21 protein-coding genes are annotated in these 24,133 nt (G+C 37.2%); 17 read left to right on the top strand and 4 right to left on the bottom strand.

The window, feature by feature from the left end; all coding sequences use genetic code 11:
- Positions 1-79: 79 nt before the first annotated feature.
- Genes JTI58_RS08440 through JTI58_RS08430 form a run of 3 tightly spaced genes read left to right on the top strand, consistent with a single transcriptional unit; the run spans position 80 to position 2,270 of the window.
- The gene (locus tag JTI58_RS08440; RefSeq protein WP_205446221.1) at positions 80-787 is read left to right on the top strand and encodes an amino acid ABC transporter permease; all 708 of its coding nucleotides are present in this window, start codon (positions 80-82) and stop codon (positions 785-787) included.
- A 12-nt stretch (positions 788-799) separates the two neighbouring features.
- Positions 800-1,501: an amino acid ABC transporter permease gene (locus JTI58_RS08435; protein WP_205446220.1), complete on the top strand. Its 702-nt coding sequence runs from the start codon at positions 800-802 to the stop codon at positions 1,499-1,501.
- A gap of 13 nt (positions 1,502-1,514) precedes the next feature.
- Complete coding sequence (locus JTI58_RS08430; protein ID WP_205446219.1) at positions 1,515-2,270, top strand: amino acid ABC transporter ATP-binding protein; 756 nt, start codon at positions 1,515-1,517, stop codon at positions 2,268-2,270.
- A gap of 625 nt (positions 2,271-2,895) precedes the next feature.
- Here JTI58_RS08430 and helD read toward each other — a convergent pair.
- Positions 2,896-5,199 (bottom strand): RNA polymerase recycling motor HelD, encoded by a 2,304-nt coding sequence (gene helD, locus JTI58_RS08425; RefSeq protein ID WP_205446218.1) that lies wholly within the window; start codon positions 5,197-5,199, stop codon positions 2,896-2,898.
- A 586-nt stretch (positions 5,200-5,785) separates the two neighbouring features.
- Here helD and JTI58_RS08420 point away from each other — a divergent pair.
- The 4 genes from JTI58_RS08420 to JTI58_RS08405 all read left to right on the top strand — a co-directional run bounded on the left by JTI58_RS08420 (position 5,786) and on the right by JTI58_RS08405 (position 10,165).
- Complete coding sequence (locus JTI58_RS08420; RefSeq protein WP_205446217.1) at positions 5,786-7,198, top strand: YfcC family protein; 1,413 nt, start codon at positions 5,786-5,788, stop codon at positions 7,196-7,198.
- Between the two features lie 17 nt (positions 7,199-7,215).
- Positions 7,216-8,394 (top strand): M20 metallopeptidase family protein, encoded by a 1,179-nt coding sequence (locus JTI58_RS08415; RefSeq protein WP_347709113.1) that lies wholly within the window; start codon positions 7,216-7,218, stop codon positions 8,392-8,394.
- A gap of 151 nt (positions 8,395-8,545) precedes the next feature.
- Entirely contained in the window at positions 8,546-9,502 is a 957-nt protein-coding gene (locus JTI58_RS08410) for an AAA family ATPase (RefSeq protein ID WP_205446215.1), read from the top strand.
- A 24-nt stretch (positions 9,503-9,526) separates the two neighbouring features.
- Positions 9,527-10,165, top strand: a complete 639-nt coding sequence (locus JTI58_RS08405; protein WP_205446214.1) for an RNA ligase family protein — start codon at positions 9,527-9,529, stop codon at positions 10,163-10,165.
- Between the two features lie 185 nt (positions 10,166-10,350).
- Here JTI58_RS08405 and JTI58_RS08400 read toward each other — a convergent pair whose 3' ends face one another.
- Positions 10,351-11,541 carry a coenzyme F420-0:L-glutamate ligase gene (locus JTI58_RS08400; protein ID WP_205446213.1) on the bottom strand — a complete coding sequence of 397 codons (1,191 nt, stop codon included), beginning with the start codon at positions 11,539-11,541 and terminating at the stop codon, positions 10,351-10,353.
- Positions 11,542-11,663: 122 nt separating this feature from the next.
- Between JTI58_RS08400 and JTI58_RS08395 the strand changes: the two genes are divergently transcribed.
- Positions 11,664-12,581 carry a LysR family transcriptional regulator gene (locus tag JTI58_RS08395; RefSeq protein ID WP_205446212.1) on the top strand — a complete coding sequence of 306 codons (918 nt, stop codon included), beginning with the start codon at positions 11,664-11,666 and terminating at the stop codon, positions 12,579-12,581.
- A gap of 16 nt (positions 12,582-12,597) precedes the next feature.
- Here JTI58_RS08395 and JTI58_RS08390 read toward each other — a convergent pair whose 3' ends face one another.
- Positions 12,598-13,479 carry a LysR family transcriptional regulator gene (locus JTI58_RS08390; RefSeq protein WP_205446211.1) on the bottom strand — a complete coding sequence of 294 codons (882 nt, stop codon included), beginning with the start codon at positions 13,477-13,479 and terminating at the stop codon, positions 12,598-12,600.
- Positions 13,480-13,592: 113 nt separating this feature from the next.
- Here JTI58_RS08390 and JTI58_RS08385 point away from each other — a divergent pair, with 113 nt between their 5' ends.
- Entirely contained in the window at positions 13,593-14,612 is a 1,020-nt protein-coding gene (locus JTI58_RS08385; protein WP_205446210.1) for a YeiH family protein, read from the top strand.
- Between the two features lie 111 nt (positions 14,613-14,723).
- Here JTI58_RS08385 and JTI58_RS08380 read toward each other — a convergent pair whose 3' ends face one another.
- Positions 14,724-15,056, bottom strand: a complete 333-nt coding sequence (locus tag JTI58_RS08380) for a heme oxygenase (protein WP_205446209.1) — start codon at positions 15,054-15,056, stop codon at positions 14,724-14,726.
- Positions 15,057-15,275: 219 nt separating this feature from the next.
- Between JTI58_RS08380 and JTI58_RS08375 the strand changes: the two genes are divergently transcribed.
- The 8 genes from JTI58_RS08375 to JTI58_RS08340 all read left to right on the top strand — a co-directional run bounded on the left by JTI58_RS08375 (position 15,276) and on the right by JTI58_RS08340 (position 24,133).
- Positions 15,276-15,962 carry a response regulator transcription factor gene (locus JTI58_RS08375; protein WP_205446208.1) on the top strand — a complete coding sequence of 229 codons (687 nt, stop codon included), beginning with the start codon at positions 15,276-15,278 and terminating at the stop codon, positions 15,960-15,962.
- Positions 15,946-17,361: a sensor histidine kinase gene (locus JTI58_RS08370; RefSeq protein ID WP_205446207.1), complete on the top strand. Its 1,416-nt coding sequence runs from the start codon at positions 15,946-15,948 to the stop codon at positions 17,359-17,361. Before JTI58_RS08375 ends, JTI58_RS08370 begins: the two co-directional genes overlap by 17 nt.
- A 206-nt stretch (positions 17,362-17,567) precedes the next feature.
- Entirely contained in the window at positions 17,568-18,269 is a 702-nt protein-coding gene (locus JTI58_RS08365; protein WP_205446206.1) for a polyphosphate polymerase domain-containing protein, read from the top strand.
- A 19-nt stretch (positions 18,270-18,288) separates the two neighbouring features.
- Complete coding sequence (locus JTI58_RS08360) at positions 18,289-18,972, top strand: DUF4956 domain-containing protein (RefSeq protein WP_131521792.1); 684 nt, start codon at positions 18,289-18,291, stop codon at positions 18,970-18,972.
- Positions 18,973-19,014: 42 nt separating this feature from the next.
- Positions 19,015-20,796: a CotH kinase family protein gene (locus JTI58_RS08355; protein WP_205446205.1), complete on the top strand. Its 1,782-nt coding sequence runs from the start codon at positions 19,015-19,017 to the stop codon at positions 20,794-20,796.
- Positions 20,797-20,883: 87 nt separating this feature from the next.
- Positions 20,884-21,486, top strand: coding sequence for a class I SAM-dependent methyltransferase (locus JTI58_RS08350; protein ID WP_205446204.1), 603 nt, complete (start codon positions 20,884-20,886; stop codon positions 21,484-21,486).
- Between the two features lie 404 nt (positions 21,487-21,890).
- Complete coding sequence (locus JTI58_RS08345; protein ID WP_016992165.1) at positions 21,891-23,111, top strand: ABC transporter substrate-binding protein; 1,221 nt, start codon at positions 21,891-21,893, stop codon at positions 23,109-23,111.
- A 146-nt stretch (positions 23,112-23,257) separates the two neighbouring features.
- Positions 23,258-24,133 (top strand): branched-chain amino acid ABC transporter permease, encoded by an 876-nt coding sequence (locus tag JTI58_RS08340; RefSeq protein ID WP_016992164.1) that lies wholly within the window; start codon positions 23,258-23,260, stop codon positions 24,131-24,133.

Below are 24,133 nucleotides of genomic sequence, written 5' to 3'. Positions count from 1 at the left end.
ATAACGGAACGAATTATAAGGCTGTTGAGTCAGTAAAGCTCAGCAGTCTTTATTCATAAAAACAAAAGTTGGTGAGGAAATGGATAAATATTTTGATGCAACCTACATTTGGAACGCAATTCCAGTGTTATTGCCATTTTTAAAAATTACGTTCTTAGTTGCAGGGTCCTCCATTATCTTAGGTACCCTATTCGGCTTATTGTTGGCGGCAGCTAAGCTATCTTCAGTGAAGTGGCTTATTAAATTCGCTAATCTGTATACAACGATTATGCGTTGTACACCATCCATTGTTTTATTATTTCTTGTCTATTATGGGGTCCCAGCATTAGCAGAAAATGTTGGTCTTAATCTCCACTCAATTGAAACGGCCATATTTGTTGTCGTCACATTCACCTTACAATTCGCAGCAATAATGTCTGAGGTGATACGATCCGCCTACTTAGCTATTCCAAAAGGGCAGTTTGAAGCAGCTGTTAGTGTTGGGCTAACACCGTTCCAAGCCTATCGTCGAATTATTTTTCCACAGGCCCTGGTCGTAGCTTTGCCGAACTTTGGCAATGGCATGATTGCTTTATTACAAGAAGGTGCGCTCGCTTATACAATCGGTTTAATTGATATTGTAGGCAAGGCGAATTTAATTATTGCGAGTAACATCAATGCGCATGCTTTAGAAATTTATATTGCATTGGCTATTATTTATTGGGTGCTATCTATTATTATAGAAAAAATATTTACTATGTTAGAAAAGGTATTTGGTAAGGGTAAGAAGACCTTAGAAACAACTTAAGGAGGCGTGAATGTGAATTATCAATTTTTACTTGAAACATTTTTCGTAGCATTATCTGGTGTTCCTATCGCACTCCTTGTCACAGTTGTTGCTTTGGCGATAGCTTTGCCACTTGGATTTTTGTTGGCACTAACTAGGATTAATAAAATTCCAGTTGTCCATCATCTAGCAAAAATATATGTTTCTTTTGTGCGAGGAACGCCGATCATTATACAAATTTTTATTATCTATAGCAGTATACCGTTAATGTTAAAAATGATTTTTGAAAAGTATCATATTGCGTATGATATTTATAAAATCAATCCAATTTGGTATGCGTTTATTGTGTTTGCATTCAGTTCAACAGCGATTTTAATAGAGGTGTTTCGTTCTGCGTTAAGTACGATTGAAAAGGGACAATTAGAGGCAGCTCACTCAGTGGGATTGACAACATTCCAAGCATATACTCGAATTATCATTCCACAAGCATTAGTAGTGGCATTGCCAAATATTTGTACAGCTACGGTTAATCTCATTAAAGCTACGTCTCTAGGCTATGCAATGTCGCTTCCTGAAATTACGCTGAAGGCAAAAGTAGCCGCAAACGTTGGCTACAATTATGTGGAAGCCTATCTGGATATCTTTATCGTGTACTTAATTTTATGTAGCACGGTTGAATACTTGTTTAAGCGCTATGAAAAATATTTAAGCAAATACAAAATGGCAAATGCCTAAGGGGTGAACGAGCATGTTAGAAATTAAAAATATTCATAAATCATTTGGTGGCAATGAAATTTTAAAGGGTGTTGATTTAGCTATTGATAAAGGGGATGTTGTTGTTATTTTAGGCCCCAGTGGCTCAGGAAAAACAACATTATTACGTTGTATCAATTTTTTAGAGAAGGCTGATCAAGGCCATGCGACATTTGGAGAGATTCAAGTTGATTTTCAACATGTAAAGAAAAAAGACGTACATGCAATTCGCCAGCGTGTCGCATTTGTCTTCCAAAACTATAATCTATTCACAAATAAAACGGCATTAGAAAATGTAACGGAAGGGTTAATCATTGGACGTAAAATTCCGAAGGCACAGGCTGTGGAAATTGGTAAAAAGGCTCTTGATAAGGTAGGTTTAACAGAAAAATATAATGCCTATCCAAGTCAGTTGTCAGGGGGTCAACAGCAACGTGTTGGTATTGCACGCGCAGTAGCATTGAATCCTGATATTATTTTATTTGATGAACCAACGTCCGCACTCGACCCTGAATTAGTAGGTGAGGTTCTACAGGTTATGAAAAATATTGCTGCTGAAGGTACAACAATGCTTGTGGTGACACACGAAATGGGCTTTGCCAAAGATGTAGCCAATCGTGTAATTTTCATGGATGGAGGAGTTGTCGTAGAGGAAGGCAACCCTCATGATATTTTCGTCAGCCCAAAAGAAGAGCGCACAAAGAAATTTTTAAAACGTGTCATTCCAGAAGATTATACGTTCTATATATAAAGACAGCATGGAGAACAGGAGGATGTGTTATTTACAGATTCTCCTGTTCTTAGTGTTGAAAAACAAAACAGTCAATTGAAAGGTAGAAATGGATTTCCGTTGCAGGCTACTTGCTTTCCTGTGGGCGAGCGCCGAATCGCTTCCTCCGCTATCGCTCCGTGCAGGGTTTCGCCTGTCTCGCTATCCCACGGGAGTCAAGTAGCCTTCCACTTCAATACATAAAAATGGTTCTTTTTAGTAAAGGTGTTCACTACTCTTTATAGAGCGGTGTTGTCATGCATTACTTCTCCACATTGAAAATAAGAGTCTATTGATTCTCTAATAATACAAATAATGAGATATTTTGTTCGCTACGGCCAGTATGAAAGATAAAGCAAAGACACTTTTGCAGAATGGTTGATTGGAGTGGAGCCAGCGTCACTCCAAGGGGATTGAGCGTCACAGAGGAGACCCTGGAGCGAACGTAAGTGAGTGAAGCGGCTCCTCGGACGCCCCCTGGAAAGGACGCTGGCGGAACGGAAATCAACCCCTCATCTTGCTAAAAGGTCTTTTTCTGCTAGTGACATGATCCTTTTTCAACAACATGACAGGAGAATCTGTTATTTACAGATTCTCCTGGTCCCTATTATTGAAGGAAATAGGTTAATTTGTTGATGGAATAAATGTGCAATTCATGCATAGCTCTTGTACAGGCTGTATAAAAATAGTACCGTTCGCTTTCTCTTGAGTAATTAGCGGCAGATGCATTATAGATGATTACCGCATCAAATTCGATGCCCTTCGCCATATAAGCTGGAAGTAATAAAATACCCTTTTTAAATTGCTTCGTATTATGGTTGATCAATTGAATATCTACTCGATTGTTTAATTGCTTGTAAACAGCAGAGCATTCGGCTGCAGTTTTACAGATGACAGCAATTGTTTCAAATTTGGTAGATAAATGGTTGATGTTTTGAATAATTTGATCCATTAATTCGAGTTCATTTGGCACGATAGTAATCGATGGTTCAGGGCCAGTTCGGTTAAAAGCTTCTACCTCACTACCATCATTCAAAATTTTGGAAGTGAGTTGAATGATTTGCTTTGTCGAACGATAGCTTTTCGTTAAAATCATTTTTTCTGCCTGCTCACCATATAATTGAGGGTCGAGTAGGGAAGGATTATTAAAGGTATGCGGGTGAATCGTTTGATGACCATCACCTAAAATGGTCATACGTGCTTTTGGAAATAACTGCTGTAATACCGTCAGTTGGAATGGTGAATAGTCTTGTGCTTCATCAATTAATACATGACGGATCATCCTATTGGTCTGCTGTCCTTCAATTTTGTCCTGTAAGTATAAAAATGGCGCAGCATCCTCGTAGGCAATCAAACGCTTTGCTAAATTAGGGAGTGTTTGCTGACAAATATCCCCCCAATTGTCTGGCATAAGGTGCTGTAAATCCTTGTTAATAGAACTATTCAAATCAAAGAGCTGTCGATACGTACCCAATATATGGACAAACTTTAACTGGCTAACGGAGTTACGTAATGGTTTAAAGTGTTTTTTGACAATTTGTCTCGCTAATTTAGAGCGTTCTTGATCAAAATCATCAAATGAGTTTTCAGTATAGCGTCCCTCATATAAAAGCTCACTATAAGATTTGGAGTAGTCTTCTTTATCTAATAGCTCAGTTGCTTCTTCTACCCATTCCTTTGTACGTTCGGCCTTTTCCAATTTTGTTAGTTGTTGCAATAACCATTCTTTTACTAATTGTAGGCGATCCGGTATCGACATGGTGGAAGGAAAAGAATAGAAGTATTCATTAATTTCTTTTGCAGTAATAATTCGTTCTCCACGAAAAACGATATTTTTAAATAACAAATCTTTATTGGATAAATAACCAACATATTGATCCATCAAATGTTTATAAGCAAGACTCGCTTTAAAAGAAATGATGCTTAATTTTGTTTGATAATGAGCACTATCTTTTTCTGTTAACAGGTTTTCAAGTTGCTCATAAGGATATTCCAATTGAAACTGTCTACCTAATCGTTTTTCAGCATATTCTATAAACGTTAATTGCTGCATATTGTCTTCACCTAAATCAGGTAAGACTGAATGAACATATTGATTAAAAAGTTGATTAGGTGTAATTAGCAAAATTTGATCGGCAGTCATTTCATCACGATAACGATACAATAGATAGGCTACCCGCTGTAAGGCTACAGCTGTTTTGCCACTACCTGCAACGCCCTCAACGATAAGATAGCGTGAATTTACATGGCGAATAATCTTATTTTGTTCTGCTTGAATTGTTGCAACAATACTACGAATATGCTCATTTGCATTTTGTGCAAGAATATCAAGCAATAAGTCATCACCAATTGTAAGGCCCGTGTTAAACATGGATTGTAGTTGACCATTTTTAATAATAAATTGCCGTTTTAACAGCATTTCTCCATGAATTTCTTCACCTAACGTTTCGTAGGAAGCATCGCCAGGTGTGTAATCATAATACATACTTGATATAGGTGCTCGCCAGTCAAAAATGACGATATTTTCATCCTGTTTATCCAATAATGTGGATACACCTATATAAATTTTTAAAGGGTCTTGTTGACCATTTTGTAAAAAGTCAATACGAGCAAAATAGGGTGACTGTTGTAAACGTTCATACACCTTCACGTTGCGAATTGCACGTTCCTGTGCAAGCTCTGAGTCAGATAAAAGCTCCGCCTGTTGCTTAATTGCAAAAAAGGTTTCGTCGACATCCTCAGCAGTATCTAAATTGACTCTAACATCGTTCCAAAAAGATTTCTTTAAGGCGACAGCATTTTCTTTAAAGCCTTTTTCTTTGTGCTGTAACTCTTTAATTTTGTGAACAATGATGTGTAAAGAATCCTCAAGGTGATGCTTTTCTTCTAGCCATTCTTTTTGATTTTCCAACGTTTACTCACATTCCTCTCCATAGTTATTCGCTTCCTTTGACAGTAACCCTCACCTCTATAGATGGTGAGAAGAAGGTAATTGTGATACTTTTTTAACTGGTTGTCCAACCACCCTTTGAATAAAGTGAAAAGTATCTAAACGCAGGTGATATGGGGGGATTGAATCAGGAAATTTATCATACATCTACTTCGGAAAGAAGTATAGTCTAGAAATTATTGTAAATTTATGCTATAATAAAAGTATAAAGAACATAGAATTATAACGATAAAGGCTGGTCCACAAATAGGTGGAGCAGTCTTTTTTATATGTAGAAAGCACATAAATTATTCCTATTTTTGAAGAAATTATTATTATTTTTTGTTTTTCATCATTTATTGAGTTATTAAAAAATAATTTGACGGAATTATCAAAAAAATATTGACATTTTAAATTCTATTTTTTATTCTTTGTATAAAGTTTCCGTTAATCGGAATGTTTTTCCGTTGAATGGAAATTTAGAGTTCCTATGAAAGTAATTCATTGATATTTTGCCCTATGTCTCGGTTCAAAGATTAAAGAAAATAATTGTTAGGGGGAGAAAATTATGGTAAACCTGCAGCAAGAAAAAAAGATAGATGAACCACGCATAAAAGGAATTAATGCATTTGTATTAATGTTTATTATTATTTTAGTTATGTCTTTATTGACCTATATATTACCAGCAGGTCAGTATGAAAGAGTCGAGAGTAATGGAAGAATGGTTGTAGATCCAGAATCCTTTCAATATATTAGTTCAAATCCTGTTGGTTTTCTTGAAATATTTAATAGTGTGCATTTGGGGATGCTTGAAGGTGCTTCCATTATCTTATTCGTCTTTTTATTCGGTGGCGCTTTAGGGATTATGCAAAAGACAGGGGCGATTGATTCTTTTATTAAGGTTATGGCCTCAAAGTTTGGAAAACAAGAATACGTATTAATCCCTATTCTAGTTTTAATATTTGCTAGTTTAGGAACACTAATTGGTTCCGCAGAAGATACGCTTGTATATATAGCTATAATTATCCCGTTAACGATGGCGCTTGGAATGGATGCGATTACTGGCTTTGCCATCGTAATGCTAGGTACCTTAGCAACGGGCTTTACCTCAGGTATTACAAATCCTTTTAACATCGGTGTAGCCCAAACCATTGCAGAGCTTCCAATGTATTCAGGGATGTCATATCGAATAGTGGTATTCATTGTGTTTTATATTTTGACTGTACTTTATATTTACAGACATGCAAAAAAAGTAAAGAGTGATCCATCGAAAGGGATCTACGGAAAGTTTAAACGTGAAGAAAGCATTAAAATTGATTTGGACTTTAAGATGAGTCCACGACATTTGCTAGCATTACTGGTACTTTTGGCGAATTTTGTAGCATTGATTGTAGGGGTAATAAAATTTCAGTGGTATATAAGTGAAATTGGCGGAGTTTTTTTACTAAGTAGCATTATCATGTCGATTATTTGTAAAATTGGTCCGAATAAAATGGCTGAAGGTTTTATTTCTGGTGCTCGAGATATGGTGGAAGGAGCATTAATCATTGGATTTGCGCAAACAATTCTGGTGATTACTACAAATGGAGGATTAATTGATACCATTCTTCATTTTGTTTCGAATACTGTAAGTGTGCTCCCTGCTTCGATTAACGCGGTAGGAATGTTTTTACTTCAGCTTTGCTTAAATTTCTTAGTACCATCTGGGAGTGGACAAGCAGCGTTAACAATGCCGATAATGACACCTTTAGCAGATTTAATCGGTGTAACTAGACAAACAGCAGTATTGGCTTTCCAGTTTGGCGATGGTATCTCGAATATGGTGATTCCTACAAGTGGCGTTTTATTAGCGGGATTAGCAATAGCAGGCATTCCATTTTCAAAGTGGGTTAAGTGGGTATTTCCTTATTTTCTGATACAGACAGGCTTAGCGATTAGTTTGTTAGTCATTGCTCATCTCATGAACTATGGACCGTTTTAATAAAATATATAATAGGGGTGTTTAAATTGATTGAAACAGTAAATTTAAAACAACAGGTTATTAAGTGGCGTCAACATTTGCATATGCATCCTGAATTATCACATCAAGAGTATAAAACAGCTCAATACATTTATGATCAATTAATAACGTTTCCACATTTAGAAGTGAAGCGTTTAACAGAAACAAGTGTATGTGCCTTTTTAAAAGGGACAAAAACAGATGGTAAAGGGCATACGATTTTACTTCGAGCCGATATTGATGCTTTACCGATTGAAGAAGAAACAGATTTACCCTTTAAGTCGAAGAATCCAGGAGTTATGCATGCGTGTGGTCATGATGCTCATCCAGCAATGTTACTTGGTGCCGCAAAGGCATTGGCTGAGCGTGGAACCGATTTTAATGGAGAAATTCGTTTTGTTTTTCAGCATGCTGAAGAGGTAACTCCAGGAGGGGCTGCTCAGCTGGTTTCACTAGGAATTGTAGAAAATGTAGATTACGCTTTTGCTCTACATGTAAGTCCTGATTATGAAGTAGGGCAATTTGCTATGAAAGATGGTAAATTCACTGCTGCAGCAGATGATTTTGAAATTAAAATTTATGGGCGAGGCGGTCATGCATCTACACCAGAGGTCGCCATAGATCCATTGATGATAGGTTCAGAAATTGTCGTAGCTCTGCAAACAATCGTGTCGCGCAAAGTTCCAAGTACACATGCTCCTGTTTTAACTGTTGCAAAGTTTCATTGTGGAACAGCTTTAAATATTATTGCAGATACAGCAGAGCTTGGAGGAACGATTCGTTCGCTAGATGCTAAAATTCGTGTAGATGCACGAAAATATTTAGAGAAAATAGTTACAAATATTGCTTCTATGCACGATGCAAAAGTAGATATTAAATGGGAGCTAGGTTGCCCTTCTGTGACAAACGATAAAGAATTAACGGCATTATCCCGTAATATAGCTAGTGAGATTGTAGGAGCCTCAGGTGTAAAGGAATTACCTGAACCAATATTCGGAACCGAGGATTTCGCAGATTTTTCAGAAGCTGTTCCTTCATCAATGCAATTTATAGGGGTACATAATAGAGAGTTTGGTGATGCGTACCCATTACATCATCCTCGTTTTAAAATTGATGAAGAAGCGCTTATTTATGGCGTTCGTTACTTTGAAAATGTAGCACGGACACTGTGTCCATAAGTGCCCTTATCTAGTAAGTTAAAAACTCATATAATGTGAAGGCATGAGTACGGAACATGACTCATGTCTTTTCATTTTCTTACTACTAGAAATCTAAGCTAAAGGATTGTTCTTTTAATACGATATAGAAACTTGAAGGGAGGTGAAAATAATGAAGGTGATCTTTACAGTAGGGTTGCCGGGGAGTGGAAAAAGTACATTTGTGAAACAACTAGCCCAAAGGGAGAATGCAGTTGTTCTTTCTAGTGACGCTATACGACAGGAATTGTTTGGTGACGCAACTAAGCAGAAATCACGTGTGGTCTTTCGCACATTATATGAGCGTCTGAATAGCTTAGTGGCAAAAGGGTTTTCTGTTATTGTGGATGCTACTAATATTGAATGGGAGCGCAGGATGTTTGCACTTCGTAAAATACCAAGTACAGCTCAAAAGGTATGTTATTACTTTGATACACCTTATTCAATTTGTGTAGCCAGAAATCAGCAACGGAAGCGGCATGTACCATTAATCGTGATGGAAAAAATGAGAAAGCATTTAGAATTCCCGACAGTAGGAGAAGGGTTTGATGAAGTGCATATTGTACATGAATCAAGTCCCTATGATATTTCTCGACAACAGTTTATTTCACTCATACAAAGCAACCCCACTTATGATGAACTTTTTCAAACACTTCAAGCAGTCCCACTTTTTAAAGAAATTTATCAATTCGATCAAGAAAACCCATTCCATCAATATTTACTATGTCAGCATACGTATTTTGTGTATGCGTATATGAATGAGTACTATTTGGAAAGCGATAAACTTGCTCTTCAAATAGCCGCATTGTTCCATGATGTCGGTAAACCATTTTGCAAAAAATATAAACCATTGCAACAACGTTATGGTTATTTTGGGCATGAAAATGTATCTGCGCAACTGGTTTGCCATTTTCTATTAGAGTTGGGCTTTGAAAAGGAATTTGTATTAAAGGTTGTTCATTTAGTGCAATTTCATATGTTAATCCAGTATGGGGGCGATAGAGGCGGAAGCCAAATTTATCATTTATTAGATGGTGATTTATTAACAAGGCTTTATTTTTTCCGTGAGGCAGATCAATTTGCCAAATAAACAATAGGAAAAGGAAGTGAAAATATGACGAAATTCATGAAATACCCAAGAAGTTTTCATTTACCGTGGAGCAGAGGCTATACCCATGACGATAAAGTTGCTAGAAATGTGAATCATTTTATTGGAAAAGAGGTTGTTGTCACTGAAAAGTTGGATGGAGAAGGTACAACACTTTACAGAGACTATATGCATGCTAGAAGTATTCATTCGGCAAATCATCCTTCGAGAAATTGGGTGAAAACATTCCATGCAAGCTTTGCTTATCGAATTCCAGATGGCTGGCGCCTATGTGGTGAAAATGTTTATGCAAAGCATTCTATTTACTATCAAGCGTTAACAAGTTACTTTTACTTGTTTAGTATTTGGAATGAAGAAAGTGTATGCTTGAGCTGGGATGAGACGGTTGCCTTTGCAGCAGAATTAGGTATAGAAACAGTGCCTGTTTTATACCGAGGAATTTTTGACGAAGGACAGATAAAACGTACATTTACTGGTAAATCAATCTTTGATGGTGAACAAGAGGGGTATGTCATTCGAAATGCTGGCTCATTCCATTACGATGATTTCCGATATAATTTAGGGAAATTTGTGAGACCGCAACATGTTCAAACAAGTGAGCATTGGCTACAGGAAGAAATTATGCCAAATAAATTAAAATCATAACCAATTAAGAAGAGAAGGGACTGAGAACAATGTAATACTATAGCAAGCATTCAAAAATCATATATTACGAGGTAGTTGCAAGGAGTGCATATCCCTTTTCAAAGGGATTACGGGTTCGATTCCTGTTATCCTCACCATAAAAAAATGAACTCTCTTCATTAGTACGAGAGTTCATTTTTATTTGTTTATTTAGTGTAATTATCGAAGTAACCTTGAATGTAAATCATAGGTGTTCCTTTGTCGCCCGAACCAGATGTAAGGTCAGATAGGGAACCGATAAGGTCTGTTAAACGACGAGGTGTTGTTCCTTGTGCAGCCATTTGACCTGTTAAATCTTCATCTTTATTTTGAATGTATTCAGAAATAGCAGCTTTCAATTCTTCGCCTCGAAGGTCTGCGAAATCATTGTCTGCTAAATATTTCAATTTAACCTCGTTCGGTGTTCCGTGTAATCCAGCTGTGAATGCAGGTGAAACAACAGGATCTGCAAGCTCCCAAATTTTACCTACAGGATCTTTGAATGCGCCGTCACCATAAATCATGACTTCTACTGTTTTTCCTGTAGCTTCTTTGATTTTTGCTTGGATACCGTCCACAATTGGTTGGCAAGTATGCGGGAATAATTTAACACTATCCTCCGTTGCTTTGTTTGAGCCAAGAAGACCATACTCAGCATTGAAACCAGAACCATTAATAGATTCAGCTAAAATATTATCAAGGCTGTAAACTTTTTCTGCACCGTTCGCTGTTAGAATACGTTTTGTGCGGAAACGTGAATGAATATCACACGTTAAGATACTCTTTGTGTAATTTAAAATTGTTTTTGGATTATTAGAGAAGATAACCTCACACGTAGCCCCTTCTGCTTCAATTAACTCTTTATAGTATTCAATATAATCTACACCAGTAAATGTGTGTTTTTTATAGCCAAAATGCTCGCGGAATTCAACCTCATTTAGTGTATCCGTCCATGGGTTAATACCTTTTACATCGAGCTCATCAATATCTACAAGGTGATTACCAACTTCATCAGATGGGTAGCTTAGCATTAATACAACCTTTTTTACACCTTTAGCAATACCTCGTAAACAGTTTGCGAAGCGGTTTCGACTTAAGATGGGGAAGATAACGCCTACCGTATCATCACCGAACTTAGCCGCTACATCTACAGCGATATCATCAATCGTTGCGTAGTTGCCTTGTGCACGTGCCACGACAGATTCAGTTACTGTCACAATATCACGATCCTCGATTGCATATCCTTCAATTTTTGCAGCATTTAACACTGTATCTACAACGATTTGTTCAATTTTATCGCCTTCGTTAATAATAGGACCACGAAGACCTCTTACAACTGTACCGATTACACGTTCCAATTTAATCTCTCCTCATTCTATCTAGCGTAAAGTGAAATAAAATCCATATGATTTTACTATAAGGCTCGTTAATGATATAAGTAAAATTAATAGTTCATATAATAGCTATAAGAGGTGCTTATATGATAGGGAAATTAGATTTATATCGTGTTTTTAGTGTTGTAGCAAAAAATAATAGCTTTTCAAGTGCAGCAAAAGATTTATATATGACACAGCCAGCTGTTAGTCAGGCTATGATGCAATTAGAAAATGAGCTTGGTACACGTCTTTTTAATAGAACCCCTAAAGGTGTGACATTAACAACAGAGGGAAGCCTTCTTTTTGAATATACAAATTCAGCTTTAGGGCTTTTAGATGCTGGTGAAGAAAAGTTGCTTGAATTTAAAAATTTAACAACAGGGCAATTAAAAATAGGGGTAGGTGATACTATTTCACGCTTCTTTTTAATGCCCTATTTAGAAGCATTCCACACAATGTATCCGAATATCAAATTGCAAATGCTAAATGGTACTACCTCTGAAATATGTAATTTTATTAAATCGGGTGAGGTAGATATAGGGTTTTGTAATTTTCCAATAGAAGATTCAACATTACAGTTAACGGTATGTACAGATATTCAGGATATTTTTGTCTGTGGGGAAAAATATAAAACACTTTCATCTAAAAGTTTAAGCTATGAGGATCTTTTGAAATTTCCGCTTATCTTTCTAGAGAAAAAATCAAATTCACGGAAGTATGTGGAAGATTATCTCTTTGCAAGAGGGGTTCATATAGAACCAGAGTTTGAGCTAGGTTCACATGATTTGGTACTAGAATTTGCTCGTAGTAACCTCGGCATTGCATGTGTAACAAAGGAATTTTCAAAGGACTATCTTCAACGAGGTCTTCTTTATGAATTAACTTTAATGGAAAGTATTCCAGCAAGAAGTATTGGTATGTGTTATTTGAAGTCAGTGCCCCTTTCTAGAGCTGCGACGAAATTTGTCGAAATCATTGAAAATAAGCGTTTCAATACGAGAAGAACGATAAAAAAAGCTTAGCGACGAGAAAAGTCAGCTAAGCTTTCTTAGTTAAGACATCAATCAATATGTCGACATTGCGCTTATTTTTTATCGTTGGTGAGCAAAGATAAGAAAATGTTCGCATAAAGTGCTGCCCTTCAAGGGGCAAAATGGTCATATCCCCATTTTTTAATTCACGTTCTATAACACAGGCAGACAATAAGGAAAGACCAAGTCCCTGTATAACACTCTCCTTTACTCCCTGATTACTGCTAATGGTCAAAAGCGATTGAATCTGCAGACCATTTGCTCTGAATAAATGATCCAAATAATAACGTGTTCCAGAGCCTTCTTCACGCGCAACCCAGCTTTGCTGCTGGAGTTTATCAGCAGTAAGAGAATGTTGCTTTGTAAGAGGATGATTACTGGCACTGACAATAAATAGCTCATCTTGCATAAATGGCTTAATGACGAGTTCATTATCATGAGCCTGCCCTTCAATTAAACCAATATCGACTTGCAGTAATTTTGTATATTGAATGATTTCTTTTGTATTGCCAATAATAATTTGAAGTTCTAGTTGTGGGAATTGTTGCTGTAGGCTGGCTATGATTGGAGGCAATATATATTCACCAATCGTAAAGCTTGCACCAATGACTAGTGTACCTTGAACCTCTTGATGATAGGCAGCGATATCTTCTTTTGCAGCTTCTGTGATAGCCATGATTTGCTTTGCTCGTTTATAAAGTATTTCACCAGTTGGTGTAATTTGCACCGATTTTGGTGAGCGAATAAATAAGGTTGTTTGTAATTCTTGCTCTAGGTTCTTAATGTGTAAGCTAACACTTGGCTGTGAAATATGAAGTATTTCAGAAGTCTTCGTAAAATTATTGACCTCGACCAGTGTGATGAATGTTTTTAAAGCATCATATTGCATATCTCCACCTCTATTATTAGAAATATTAATAATAACGATTATATATATGTATTTTACTAATAGTGTGCTCTTTATTAAAGTAATAATCAACAAGGGAGAAAGAAGTGAACAACATGGTTAATAGACAGAATAAAGTAAAATCCACCCTTAATCCAAATTTCTTGAAGGGAATATTGTTAACACTCCTTATTGCTTTAGTAGCGAAATATATTGCTACATTTCCTTTCTTTTCGATATTGGGACAGTTGGTTATTGCCATTATTTTAGGGATGGCTTGGCGAGCAACATTTAAAGTACAGGATTCATGGCAAGTAGGTATTGGATTTTCCAGCAAGAAGCTATTACGCTTCGGTATTATTTTATTGGGCATGCGCTTAAATTTGGCAGATATTTATCATGCGGGAGCAAACGTTTTTATAATTGCAGTCATTAATTTGCTATTTGCATTAATTGTTGTGTATGGGCTAACAAAAATATTTAAAGTCGATCAGAAGCTAGGGATATTAACGGCTTGTGGGACAGCCATTTGTGGAGCTGCTGCAGTAGTGGCAATCGCACCTCAAATTAAAGCAAATGAAAAGGAAACCGCCGTAGGAGCCGCGATTGTTGCGTTATTGGGTACTATATTTACACTTATTTATACGGTACTCTATTCCATCATCGATTTAACACCTTCTGCGTATGGTATTTTCGCAGGTGGTACATTACATGAAATTGCTCATGTGATTGCAGCTGCCTCTGCTGGTGGAAATGAAGCAATTGATATAGCAGTTATCGTGAAACTAACACGTGTTGCCCTGCTCGTACCTGTAGCGATTATAATTGGTATTTTCTATCGAAGAATGGACAAAAGCGAAGAGAAAAAGGCGTTTTCATTATCGATCATACCGTGGTTTATTTTAGGCTTTTTAGCGATGAGTGCTATCAATTCTTTAGGAATTATACCAGCGAATGTATCGGCAGCATTTGTAAATATTGCTTATATTTTAATTGCTATGGCAATGGCCGGTCTGGGATTAAATGTTGAGATCAAAACATTTAAGGAGCTAGGTGTAAAGGCATTTATTGCAGGTTTAATTGGCTCAGTCTGTCTATCCGTACTGGGCTATCTATTAGTCATTCTTTTATATTGATTTAGTCAATGATTCTTATACCAAGAAAAAAGACCCTGCATGATTGTTCAACATGCAGGGCTTTTTAGATAGAATCAGAAGATAATGTATAAGTAATTTAATTGTCGTTCATTAACTTAAAGCTTCGATAGAAGATGCTAATTCAGCCACTACTATTTTGCTGCCGATAATTGGACTGTCAGCTTTTTCTCCCTCAGAACCTGAATTTGGACGTTGATGGGCTGCAGCAAATGCATCGCTATTACGCCATGCTTGGAAATGCTCCTTAGATTCCCAATACATATTAACACTCATTTCGTCATAAGTAGGATCATCGGTTGAAATTAATACCTCTACTTTATGAAAGCCTTCAAACTGTTGCAGAGGACCTGGCTTTGTAAAATTTGGTGCCATTCTCGCAGCAAAACCGGGTTTTACCTGAATACGATTCGTTACAATAATCATGCTTTTACCCCCCTTAATTTCATTTACTAGGTTTTCGAATGAATTATCATTGATTATCATTCGCACTCAATGATAAGTGGCTTAGGAAGACATTGTCAATAGATGACCTCTATATATTCTCTGCTAGTAGTTTTTGAACTATGGATAGGCTGACATTTAACTGACATAATCCGATGCTATAATGAACATAAGAGCAAACTAGTAACGAGGTGATTGACTTTGGCAAACATTTTAGTAATAGAGGATGAATATGCAATAAGCCAGGTTTTAAAGGTGTATTTACAAAAAGTGGGTTATAGTGTGACACAATGTTTCAATGGTGGCCAAGCCTTGGACATGTTTCGTGAAACACAGCCAGACCTAGTGTTGCTAGATATTATGTTACCTGAAAAAAATGGTTGGTCCATTTTAAAAGAAATAAGAGAACGAAGTATCTGCCCTGTTATCATGTTAACAGCATTAGGAGAGGTTAATTACCGTCTAGAGGGGTTTGATCATGGAGCAGATGATTATATTGCCAAGCCTTTTATCGCAGATGAAGTTGTTGCAAGAGTGAGGGCTGTTTTAAGGCGTGCTGAAGGCAGCCCAGATGCATCTGTTATTAAGCGGTATGGGTCTCTAGCAATTGATTGTAAAGCACATAGAGTATTTTTGGGTGGAGAAGAGATTGTATTAACGCCAAGAGATTTATCGGTGCTTATGTTTTTAGCTGACCATCCCAATCAAACATTTACCCGTGATCAGCTTATAGATCAAGTGTGGGGCTGGGAGTATGAAGGTAGTGATCGTGCCGTAGATTTAGCCATAAAGAGACTTAGGAAGGCATTAAAAGAATGGGATGAGGCAGAAGGAGAAATAAAGACACTACGTGGATTGGGGTATCAGCTAAGTGTTCCAAAAAAATAAGCGTATATCCTTACTCCAATATTGGACGAGCCGTTATTTACTAACACTTTTCATAGGCTTAGCTATTATTTCGTTAATCTCAGCAACATGGATTCGTCATACAACATTTGAAAATCGATTAGAATTGATGGAGTTTTTAGCAGACGAGACGGTCTATCGTTTAACGGATACAACAAATCCTAATAATGGACCTATAAAGGGTATTCCAGGTTTTATAGGGGATCGAGAGCGTTTTAATATGAAAGAGATCGATCCGATTTTGTACGTTGTAGATACTGAGGGCAATATACTGACAAGTAACCGTCCAGTACCACCTGGTAGTGCCAAAAATGTAGCTGGCTTGTTGGATGGAAAAGAAGGTACTAAGGAAATAAAGGATGGACTTGAACCTGAATATGTGGTGAAAAGAAAGATAGAAAATAATAATGAGTTATTGGGCTGGGCCCTGGTGATGGAGAAGAAGGAGAATTTAACAAGGGTTAATCAAGCATATGGACAGCTTGCCATATTAATAGGAGCGTTAGCTTTATTAGGCTGGATCGCTATTTACTTTTTGTCAAAGCGGTTGGCCCATCCCATTAAACAAGTAGCAGAGGCTGCCAAGCATGTACAGGAAGGCAATTATGCAATTGATTTGCCTCAAGATAGTAAGGAAAAAGAGGTCTATGAGCTTGTTTCCTCCTTTAAAAATATGGCAAATAAATTAGAACAGTTGGAGAAAACTCGAACGGAATTACTAGCGGGTGTCACCCATGAGTTGAAAACACCTGTCACCTCTATAAGTGGTTTATTACAGGCGGTAAGAGATGGTGTTGTAACGGGACAGGATGCTATGGAATTCATTGAAATGGCTATGGTTGAAACGACAAAAATGAAAACAATGGTTGGGGACTTACTTGCCTTTAATCATTTTGCTGTCGATGCTATCCCCGTGCAGATAGAGTCCGTAGATGTTAATCAGCTACTGCGAGAGGCGGTGGCACAGTGGGAAGTAATGCAGGAAGAGGAACATGTAAAAGTTCATTTACATTTGTTAGAACAACCTATGCTGGTACAGGTAGATATTGTTCGTGTCCAACAAATCATTACAAACCTTTTAACCAATGCTAAACAGGCGATGGACAAAGGAACCATCACCTTGACGTTGATAGATCAAGGGGAAACTCTGTCGGTGAGGGTGAAGGACACAGGTCATGGTATCCCTCTAGAGGATCAGGCATTTATTTTTGAGCGCTTTTATAGAGGAGAAAATAAAAAATATACTGTTCGCGGCTTGGGTTTAGGATTACCACTTAGTAAAATGATGGCCCAATCTGTCGGAGGCGATTTGCGATTAATCGAAAGCAATCCCTCTGGAACACACTTTGAATTAGTACTGCAAAAGGCTACTGCGCTATAAGAGCGTGGTAGCCTTTTTGATGGTTTAACCCGTCTCTCAGAAATCTGCTTTGTATTGTAAAAGATAAATGAAGAATATGTAAAGCTGACATCTGCCTGACACAAAAGCCCTTTATAGTAAACGATGTAGACGAGAAATGAACAAAGGGACGAGCATCAATAAGGGTTTGTCGGTTTGACACTAATACAAGTAGGGAGAGTGATGAAATGCCAATCGTTACTTCATTTAATCCAAACGGTCGCCAAGAAATTAAACAAGCGATCTCCTATCCAGATTATGCGTTATTAAAAACCAAGCTTCAGCATGTTATGCAGCGGGACAAGCATGCGGGTTTAGACGGTAAATATTTGATACGTAGTACGTACTTCGATAATTTTTCCAATAAAGTGCTAAATGAAAAAAAAGAGGGCTTTATCAATCGAGACAAATATCGGGTTCGCATATACGGCAAGTCTAGTGCTGTTATTAATCTGGAGCGGAAGAGTAAACGTAACAATGTTACCTTTAAAACAAAATGTGCAATATCTCAAGCTGAGTATGAAAAAATGCGTATCGGGGAGATATCCTGGATGGAGAATGATGGCCGAGGGTTAATTCGAGATTTATATCAAGAGATGAATTACAACCAGCTAAGACCTACTACGGTAGTGGATTATGAGCGAGAGGCCTATATCTATCCGTTTGGTAATGTGCGTGTGACGTTTGATAGTAAGGTGCAATCAAGTCTACGCAACACTGATATGTTTAATCAAAACTTGCCGATGGTGGATGTACTGGAGCCAAATCTTGTGATCTTAGAGGTAAAGTACGATGAATATCTGCCAGACATCATCAAGTATTTACTACAGTCGGTGGATACTCGTGCAGAGGCCTATTCAAAATATCAGCTTAGTCGTATGTACGGCTAATAATAAAGGAGAATGAACAATGGATACAATTAAATTTAGTGATATTTTTAAATCCAACTTTTTAGAAAAAACAACCTCATTTTCATTAATCGATTCCATTATTGGTTTAGTAGTCGCGTTTTTTATTGGGCTTTTCATTTACGCTGTTTATAAGAAAACCTTTAATGGTGTCATTTACTCACATTCATTCAATATCTCATTACTTATTATGACAATGGCAACAGCATTAGTAATTATGGGAATCAGTTCAAATGTTCTGCTGTCACTTGGTATGGTTGGTGCTTTATCCATTGTACGTTTCCGTACACCTATTAAGGACCCAATGGATTTAGTCTATATTTTCTGGGCAATTGTTTCAGGTATTTTATGTGGTGCTGGCTTTATCCCATTAGTGATTATTGGTGCTGTTTTAATCGGACTTGTATTGCTAATATTCGTTAATAAAATAACAGTAGAAAACCCTTATTTATTGATTGTAAAGTTTGAAGAAGAGCTAGCAAACGCTGAGATCGAGCGAATTATTGCTGCACAAACAAAAAAGTTCGCTCTCAAATCCAAATCCATTATGCAACAGAATGAAATCGAAACTACTTATGAAATTCGTGTAAAACAAAATGATGCAAAATTGATGGATGAGCTAACAAAGGTAGCAGGTGTAAAATCAGCCATTATGCTGAGCTATGATGGGAATTTCACAGCGTAATGACTTCATTAGCAAAAAGGACTACGATGAGAGGTGACGGCTATGATTAAAACGCGAATTGTCTACCTGTGCATGGCAATTTTACTCCTTCTCTTTGTCGTGATATATGCTGTACTTCCGAATGTAGGCATTGAAACGAAAAATTCAGAGTTCTCCTATGAGAATATAGTATTTAATAAAAATAAAGTAACAACAGTTGATATTGAAATTGCTGAGGAAGATTGGGCTGACATGCTCGAAAATGCTTCGGCTGAGGAATTAAAACAGGCAGATATTACAGTAAACGGCAAGAAAATTGAGAATGTTGCTATCCGTACAAAGGGCAATCTATCATTACGATCGGTTGTCAATAGTGACTCAGATCGCTATAGTTTAAAAATCGATTTTGATTATTATGATGATACACAAAGCTTATATGGCTTGAAAAAATTAAATTTAAACAATAATTATAGTGATTCTACATTAATGAGAGAGTACATCTCCTATAAATTGATGGAGCAAATGGGTTTACCAACACCGGCACACTCCTATATGTATGTCACAGTGAATGGTGAGGAACGAGGCTTGTTCTTAGGAGTAGAAGCAGTGGATGAGACATTCCTAGCTAATAACTATGGCTCTAATGATGGCTTTTTATTTAAGCCAGATGGGACAGGCAGCGATTTAAAATATATTAGTGACGATATCGAAGACTATACAGGCATCGGATTAAAAACAAATGAAGGTAATATTGATCAATCCAAGTTGGTTGAAATGCTAGATGCTATTAATAATGGTGGAGACATAGAAAAGTATATTGATGTTGATGAAATGTTACGTTATTTTGCCGTCAACACAGCTCTTGTGAATTTAGATAGTTATCAAGGGAATATGAAACATAACTATTATTTATATGAACAGAACGGTGTGTTTTCTATTATTCCTTGGGATTACAACATGTCCTTTGGTGGCTTTGGGGCTGGAGGAGGTAGAATAGCAGGAGGAAACGGAGAAAATCCAGCTGACGCTTCTACTAATATGGAAAAACCAGTGGCACAAAACAATGGACAACCCGCTCAGGCAGGTGATGGGGGTATGCAACAACGAGGTGGCGGCTTCAACATGGGAATGGGCATGTCTGGCGACTTGTTAGCTGATAGTGCTATTAATTTTAGTGTGACAACCCCTGTTTCTGGCACAACATTAGAGGAGCGGCCACTCCTAAATGCATTACTTGCTAATGAAGAATACCGTGCCAAATATGAAGGGTATCTAGAAGAACTAGCAACAACCTATTTAACAGAAGACTATGTCCAATCTATTACTAAAAACTTAGCGGTGCTATTAACTACCTATGTGGAGGCAGATCCAACTAAATTCTCTACTACGGAGCAGTTTTTGGAAGCAGTTGAAGGTGAAAAAAGCTTGCCTGAATTTGCTAAACAGCGCTCAGCATCTATATTAAAGCAACTGTCTGGGGAGCTTGTAGTGGAAGCATCTACGTCTTCTCAGGGCAATATGGGTATGCCAATGCCAAATGAAAATGGTGAAATGAATTCGATGCCAGACGATTTTGATCCAAGTCAGCTACCAGAGGACTTTGATCCATCAAAGAGCCCACCTTTTAATAGAGAGGGCGAGGGTCCGAGAACAGGACAAAATGGGGAACAAATGCAACGCCCAGATGGAAACGGAGGTCCAATGGGGATGCCGGGTGCGAATGGTGAAGCAGCCAATCAGGAACCTGTTATTGATAAAAATATGGTGTATACAGCCATTACATGCCTAGTGCTACTCCTTTTCGCACTTCTCTTTGTTGTTAAATTTAAACGCAGAGGTCGTTAAAAAATAACCATATCCAATATCTTTGGGTATGGTTTTTGCTTTTTATCGTGTTAAAATAAAGCATTCTTTTCTGAGGGGTCTTTTCATATGAATGAACAGCAATTTGATAAACATTTGCACATTAACACGGTGGGAGAGCAATATGGTTTTCCTAAGCTTGCACACTATCACCGTTATGAGCCAACGCCATACAGTGGGTTGGAGCAATTATTCGCAGCGTATGAGATGCCTGACAATCCAGTATTTATTGATATGGGGTGCGGGAAAGGGCGAGTTCCCATTTATGTGCACCATAAGTTCCATATTCCAACTGTTGGGATAGAAATGGATGCAGGATTTTATGCAGAGGCAGAAGAAAATAAACGTAGTTATCTTCAAAAAATGAGAGCACATGCACCCATCAAATTTATTCATACAATAGCAGAAGCTTATGAAATAAAGTCACGTGATAATGTGTTTTTCTTTTTTAATCCTTTTTCCATTCACATTTTTCGTTCAGTCATTCATAATATTTGGAAATCCTACGAGCAGCGAATGCGAGATATTCATATAATTTTATATTATCCGCCTTACGATTATTTACAATTTTTACATCATGGAACACCATTTGAATTGCTTCATGAAGTACATTTAGAAAATGAAACAAATATAAATGAGCGCCTTTGTGTGTTTGAATTAAAAAAAGCTTAGAGTATGGGGGAACCCACTCTAAGCTTTTTCCTATTTACAGTACAGATATAAACAATTTGTTACTCTTATTCTCATAATTATTTTCAGGGAAATAATCGTAATAGATGGAGGGGGTGTTTAAATCAACTAGACTTTATTGTGAAAAAACAATTTCATCTGATAGTTTTGTACTAGTCTATGGTTTGAATTAAAAGATAATTCACAAATAACTAATTATACTGAAAAATCACTCTAGACTAAATATAAAGAATGTTTTACAATGAAAAAGGCTTATATGAATAATATTTTTCTTTTGTTTTTAGATAGTTATAAATAATTATTTTAGCTATTGAGTAAATGATTTTAATTGTTTATAATTATCAGAAATATCTAATATTTGAGAAATTTTCAGGGGGAATTTAATTATGAGAGAGAGCAAAAAGCTTAAGAAGTTCGGTTCACTTTTAGTAGCATCTTCATTACTTGCTGGTGTTCTTGCTGGTTGCGGTAACGGAGACGATTCAAGTTCTGGCGGAGGCTCATCATCAGGCGGAGGTTCATCTGATGGCGATACAATTAAAATTGGTGCCAACTTAGAACTTTCAGGGAATGTAGCATCTTATGGTTCCTCTATTGGGCTAGGTGCAGAGCTGGCTGTAAAAGAAATTAATGATGCTGGCGGTATTGATGGTAAGAAAATTGAACTGATTAAAGTAGATAATAAATCAGAGAACTCTGAAGCAACTTCAGCTGCTATTAAACTAGCAACGCAGGATAAAGTAGTAGCAATGCTAGCACCTGCAACTTCAGGTAATACAGTAGCAACTGTTCAAATTGCAAATGATAATAAAATTCCTATTGTTACTGGTTCTGGTACAGCACCAAATATCACAGTAAACGAGGATGGCAGTGTTAATGAATATGCTTTCCGTACATGCTTTATTGACCCATTCCAAGGGATTGTAGCGGCTAATTTTGCTTCAGGTGAGCTAGATGCGAAAAATGTAGCTATTTTCGCAGATAATGCATCAGACTATGCAAAAGGTTTAGCAAAATCATTTAAAGAAACGATTACGAAGAGTGGCGGAAAAGTTGTAAAAGAAGAAGCTTATGTAGCGAAGGATACAGACTTCCGTACACAATTAACAAATATTAAAGCGGCAAATCCAGACTTTATCTTTATCCCTGGATATTATGAAGAAGTTGGTTTGATTGTTAAACAAGCACGTGAAATGGGCATTGATGTACCTCTAATGGGGGCTGATGGTTGGGACTCTCCAACTTTAATCGAATTAGCTGGCGCGGATGCATTGAATAACACATTCATCACAAACCACTATTCTGCTGAAGACCCAGATCAAAAAATTCAAGATTTCGTAAAGGCATTTAAAGCTGCAAATGGTGACAAAGCGCCTGACGCATTCAACGCACTTGGCTATGACACAATTTACTACATTGCGGATGCGATTAAACGTGCAGGCTCTACGGATGGGGAAGCAATTAAAAATGAATTAGCTGCAACAAAAGATCTTTCTTTAGTAACAGGTACTTTCTCAGTTGACGAAAATCATAACCCAATTAAAACAGCAACAGTTCTTGAATTTAAAGACGGTAAACAAGTGTTCAACTCTAAAGTTAATCCTTAATGTTTTGTAAGCAAGGGGGAGGCGGGTAAACACGCCTTCCTTTTTTGTGTGCTAGATAACTAGAATCGTAGTGCAAAACATAACTATTAGTATCGATCTATGTACTTATTTTTCAATTTTCAGAAAATTTAAAGGAGTGAATGCGCATGGAATGGATACAGCAACTTGTGAATGGTATTTCACTTGGAAGTATCTACGCGTTAATAGCGCTAGGGTATACGATGGTATACGGTATTATCAAGCTGATTAACTTTGCTCATGGTGATGTCTTCATGATTGGGTCATTTATTGGCTTTTACGCAATTGCTAAATGGGAGCTTGGATTCTTCCCAGCACTATTATTGGCGATGTTAGTTTGTGCGATCTTTGGTGTTTTAATTGAACGTATTGCCTATAAACGATTACGAAATGCTACACGTATCGCAGCTTTAATTACAGCGATTGGTGTATCGCTATTAATCGAATATACAACGATTTTCTTCAGAGGGGCTCAACCAGCAGCTTATCCTGAAGTTTTCAAAAATAAATCACTAGATATTTTTGGCGTACAAATCAGCAGTACATCCATCTTAATTTTATCAGTCGCAGTTGTACTGATGATTCTTTTACAATTCATCGTACATAAGACAAAAATCGGTAAAGCAATGCGTGCCGTTTCCCACGATGCAGATGCAGCTCGCCTAATGGGTATTAACGTTGACAATACAATTTCTGCAACGTTTGCGATTGGTTCAGCTTTAGCTGGTGCAGCAGGTGTTATCTTCGGTGTTTATTATACAAAAATTGACCCATTAATGGGTGTTATTCCTGGTGTTAAAGCATTTATCGCAGCTGTTCTTGGTGGTATTGGTATCATCCCTGGCGCTATGGTTGGTGGTATGTTACTAGGTGTTGTAGAGTCCTTAGTAAGTGCACTTGGCTTCTCGTTATGGCGTGATGCAGCGGCATTCGTTATCTTAATTTTAATCTTAATCTTCAGACCATCGGGTATCTTTGGTAAAAATGCCCGTGAGAAAGTGTAG

The sequence above is a fragment of the Lysinibacillus fusiformis genome (genome assembly GCF_016925635.1).
In the GTDB taxonomy this organism is placed as follows: Bacteria; Bacillota; Bacilli; order Bacillales_A; family Planococcaceae; genus Lysinibacillus; species Lysinibacillus fusiformis_F.
This window is presented reverse-complemented; position numbering and strand designations above follow the sequence as displayed.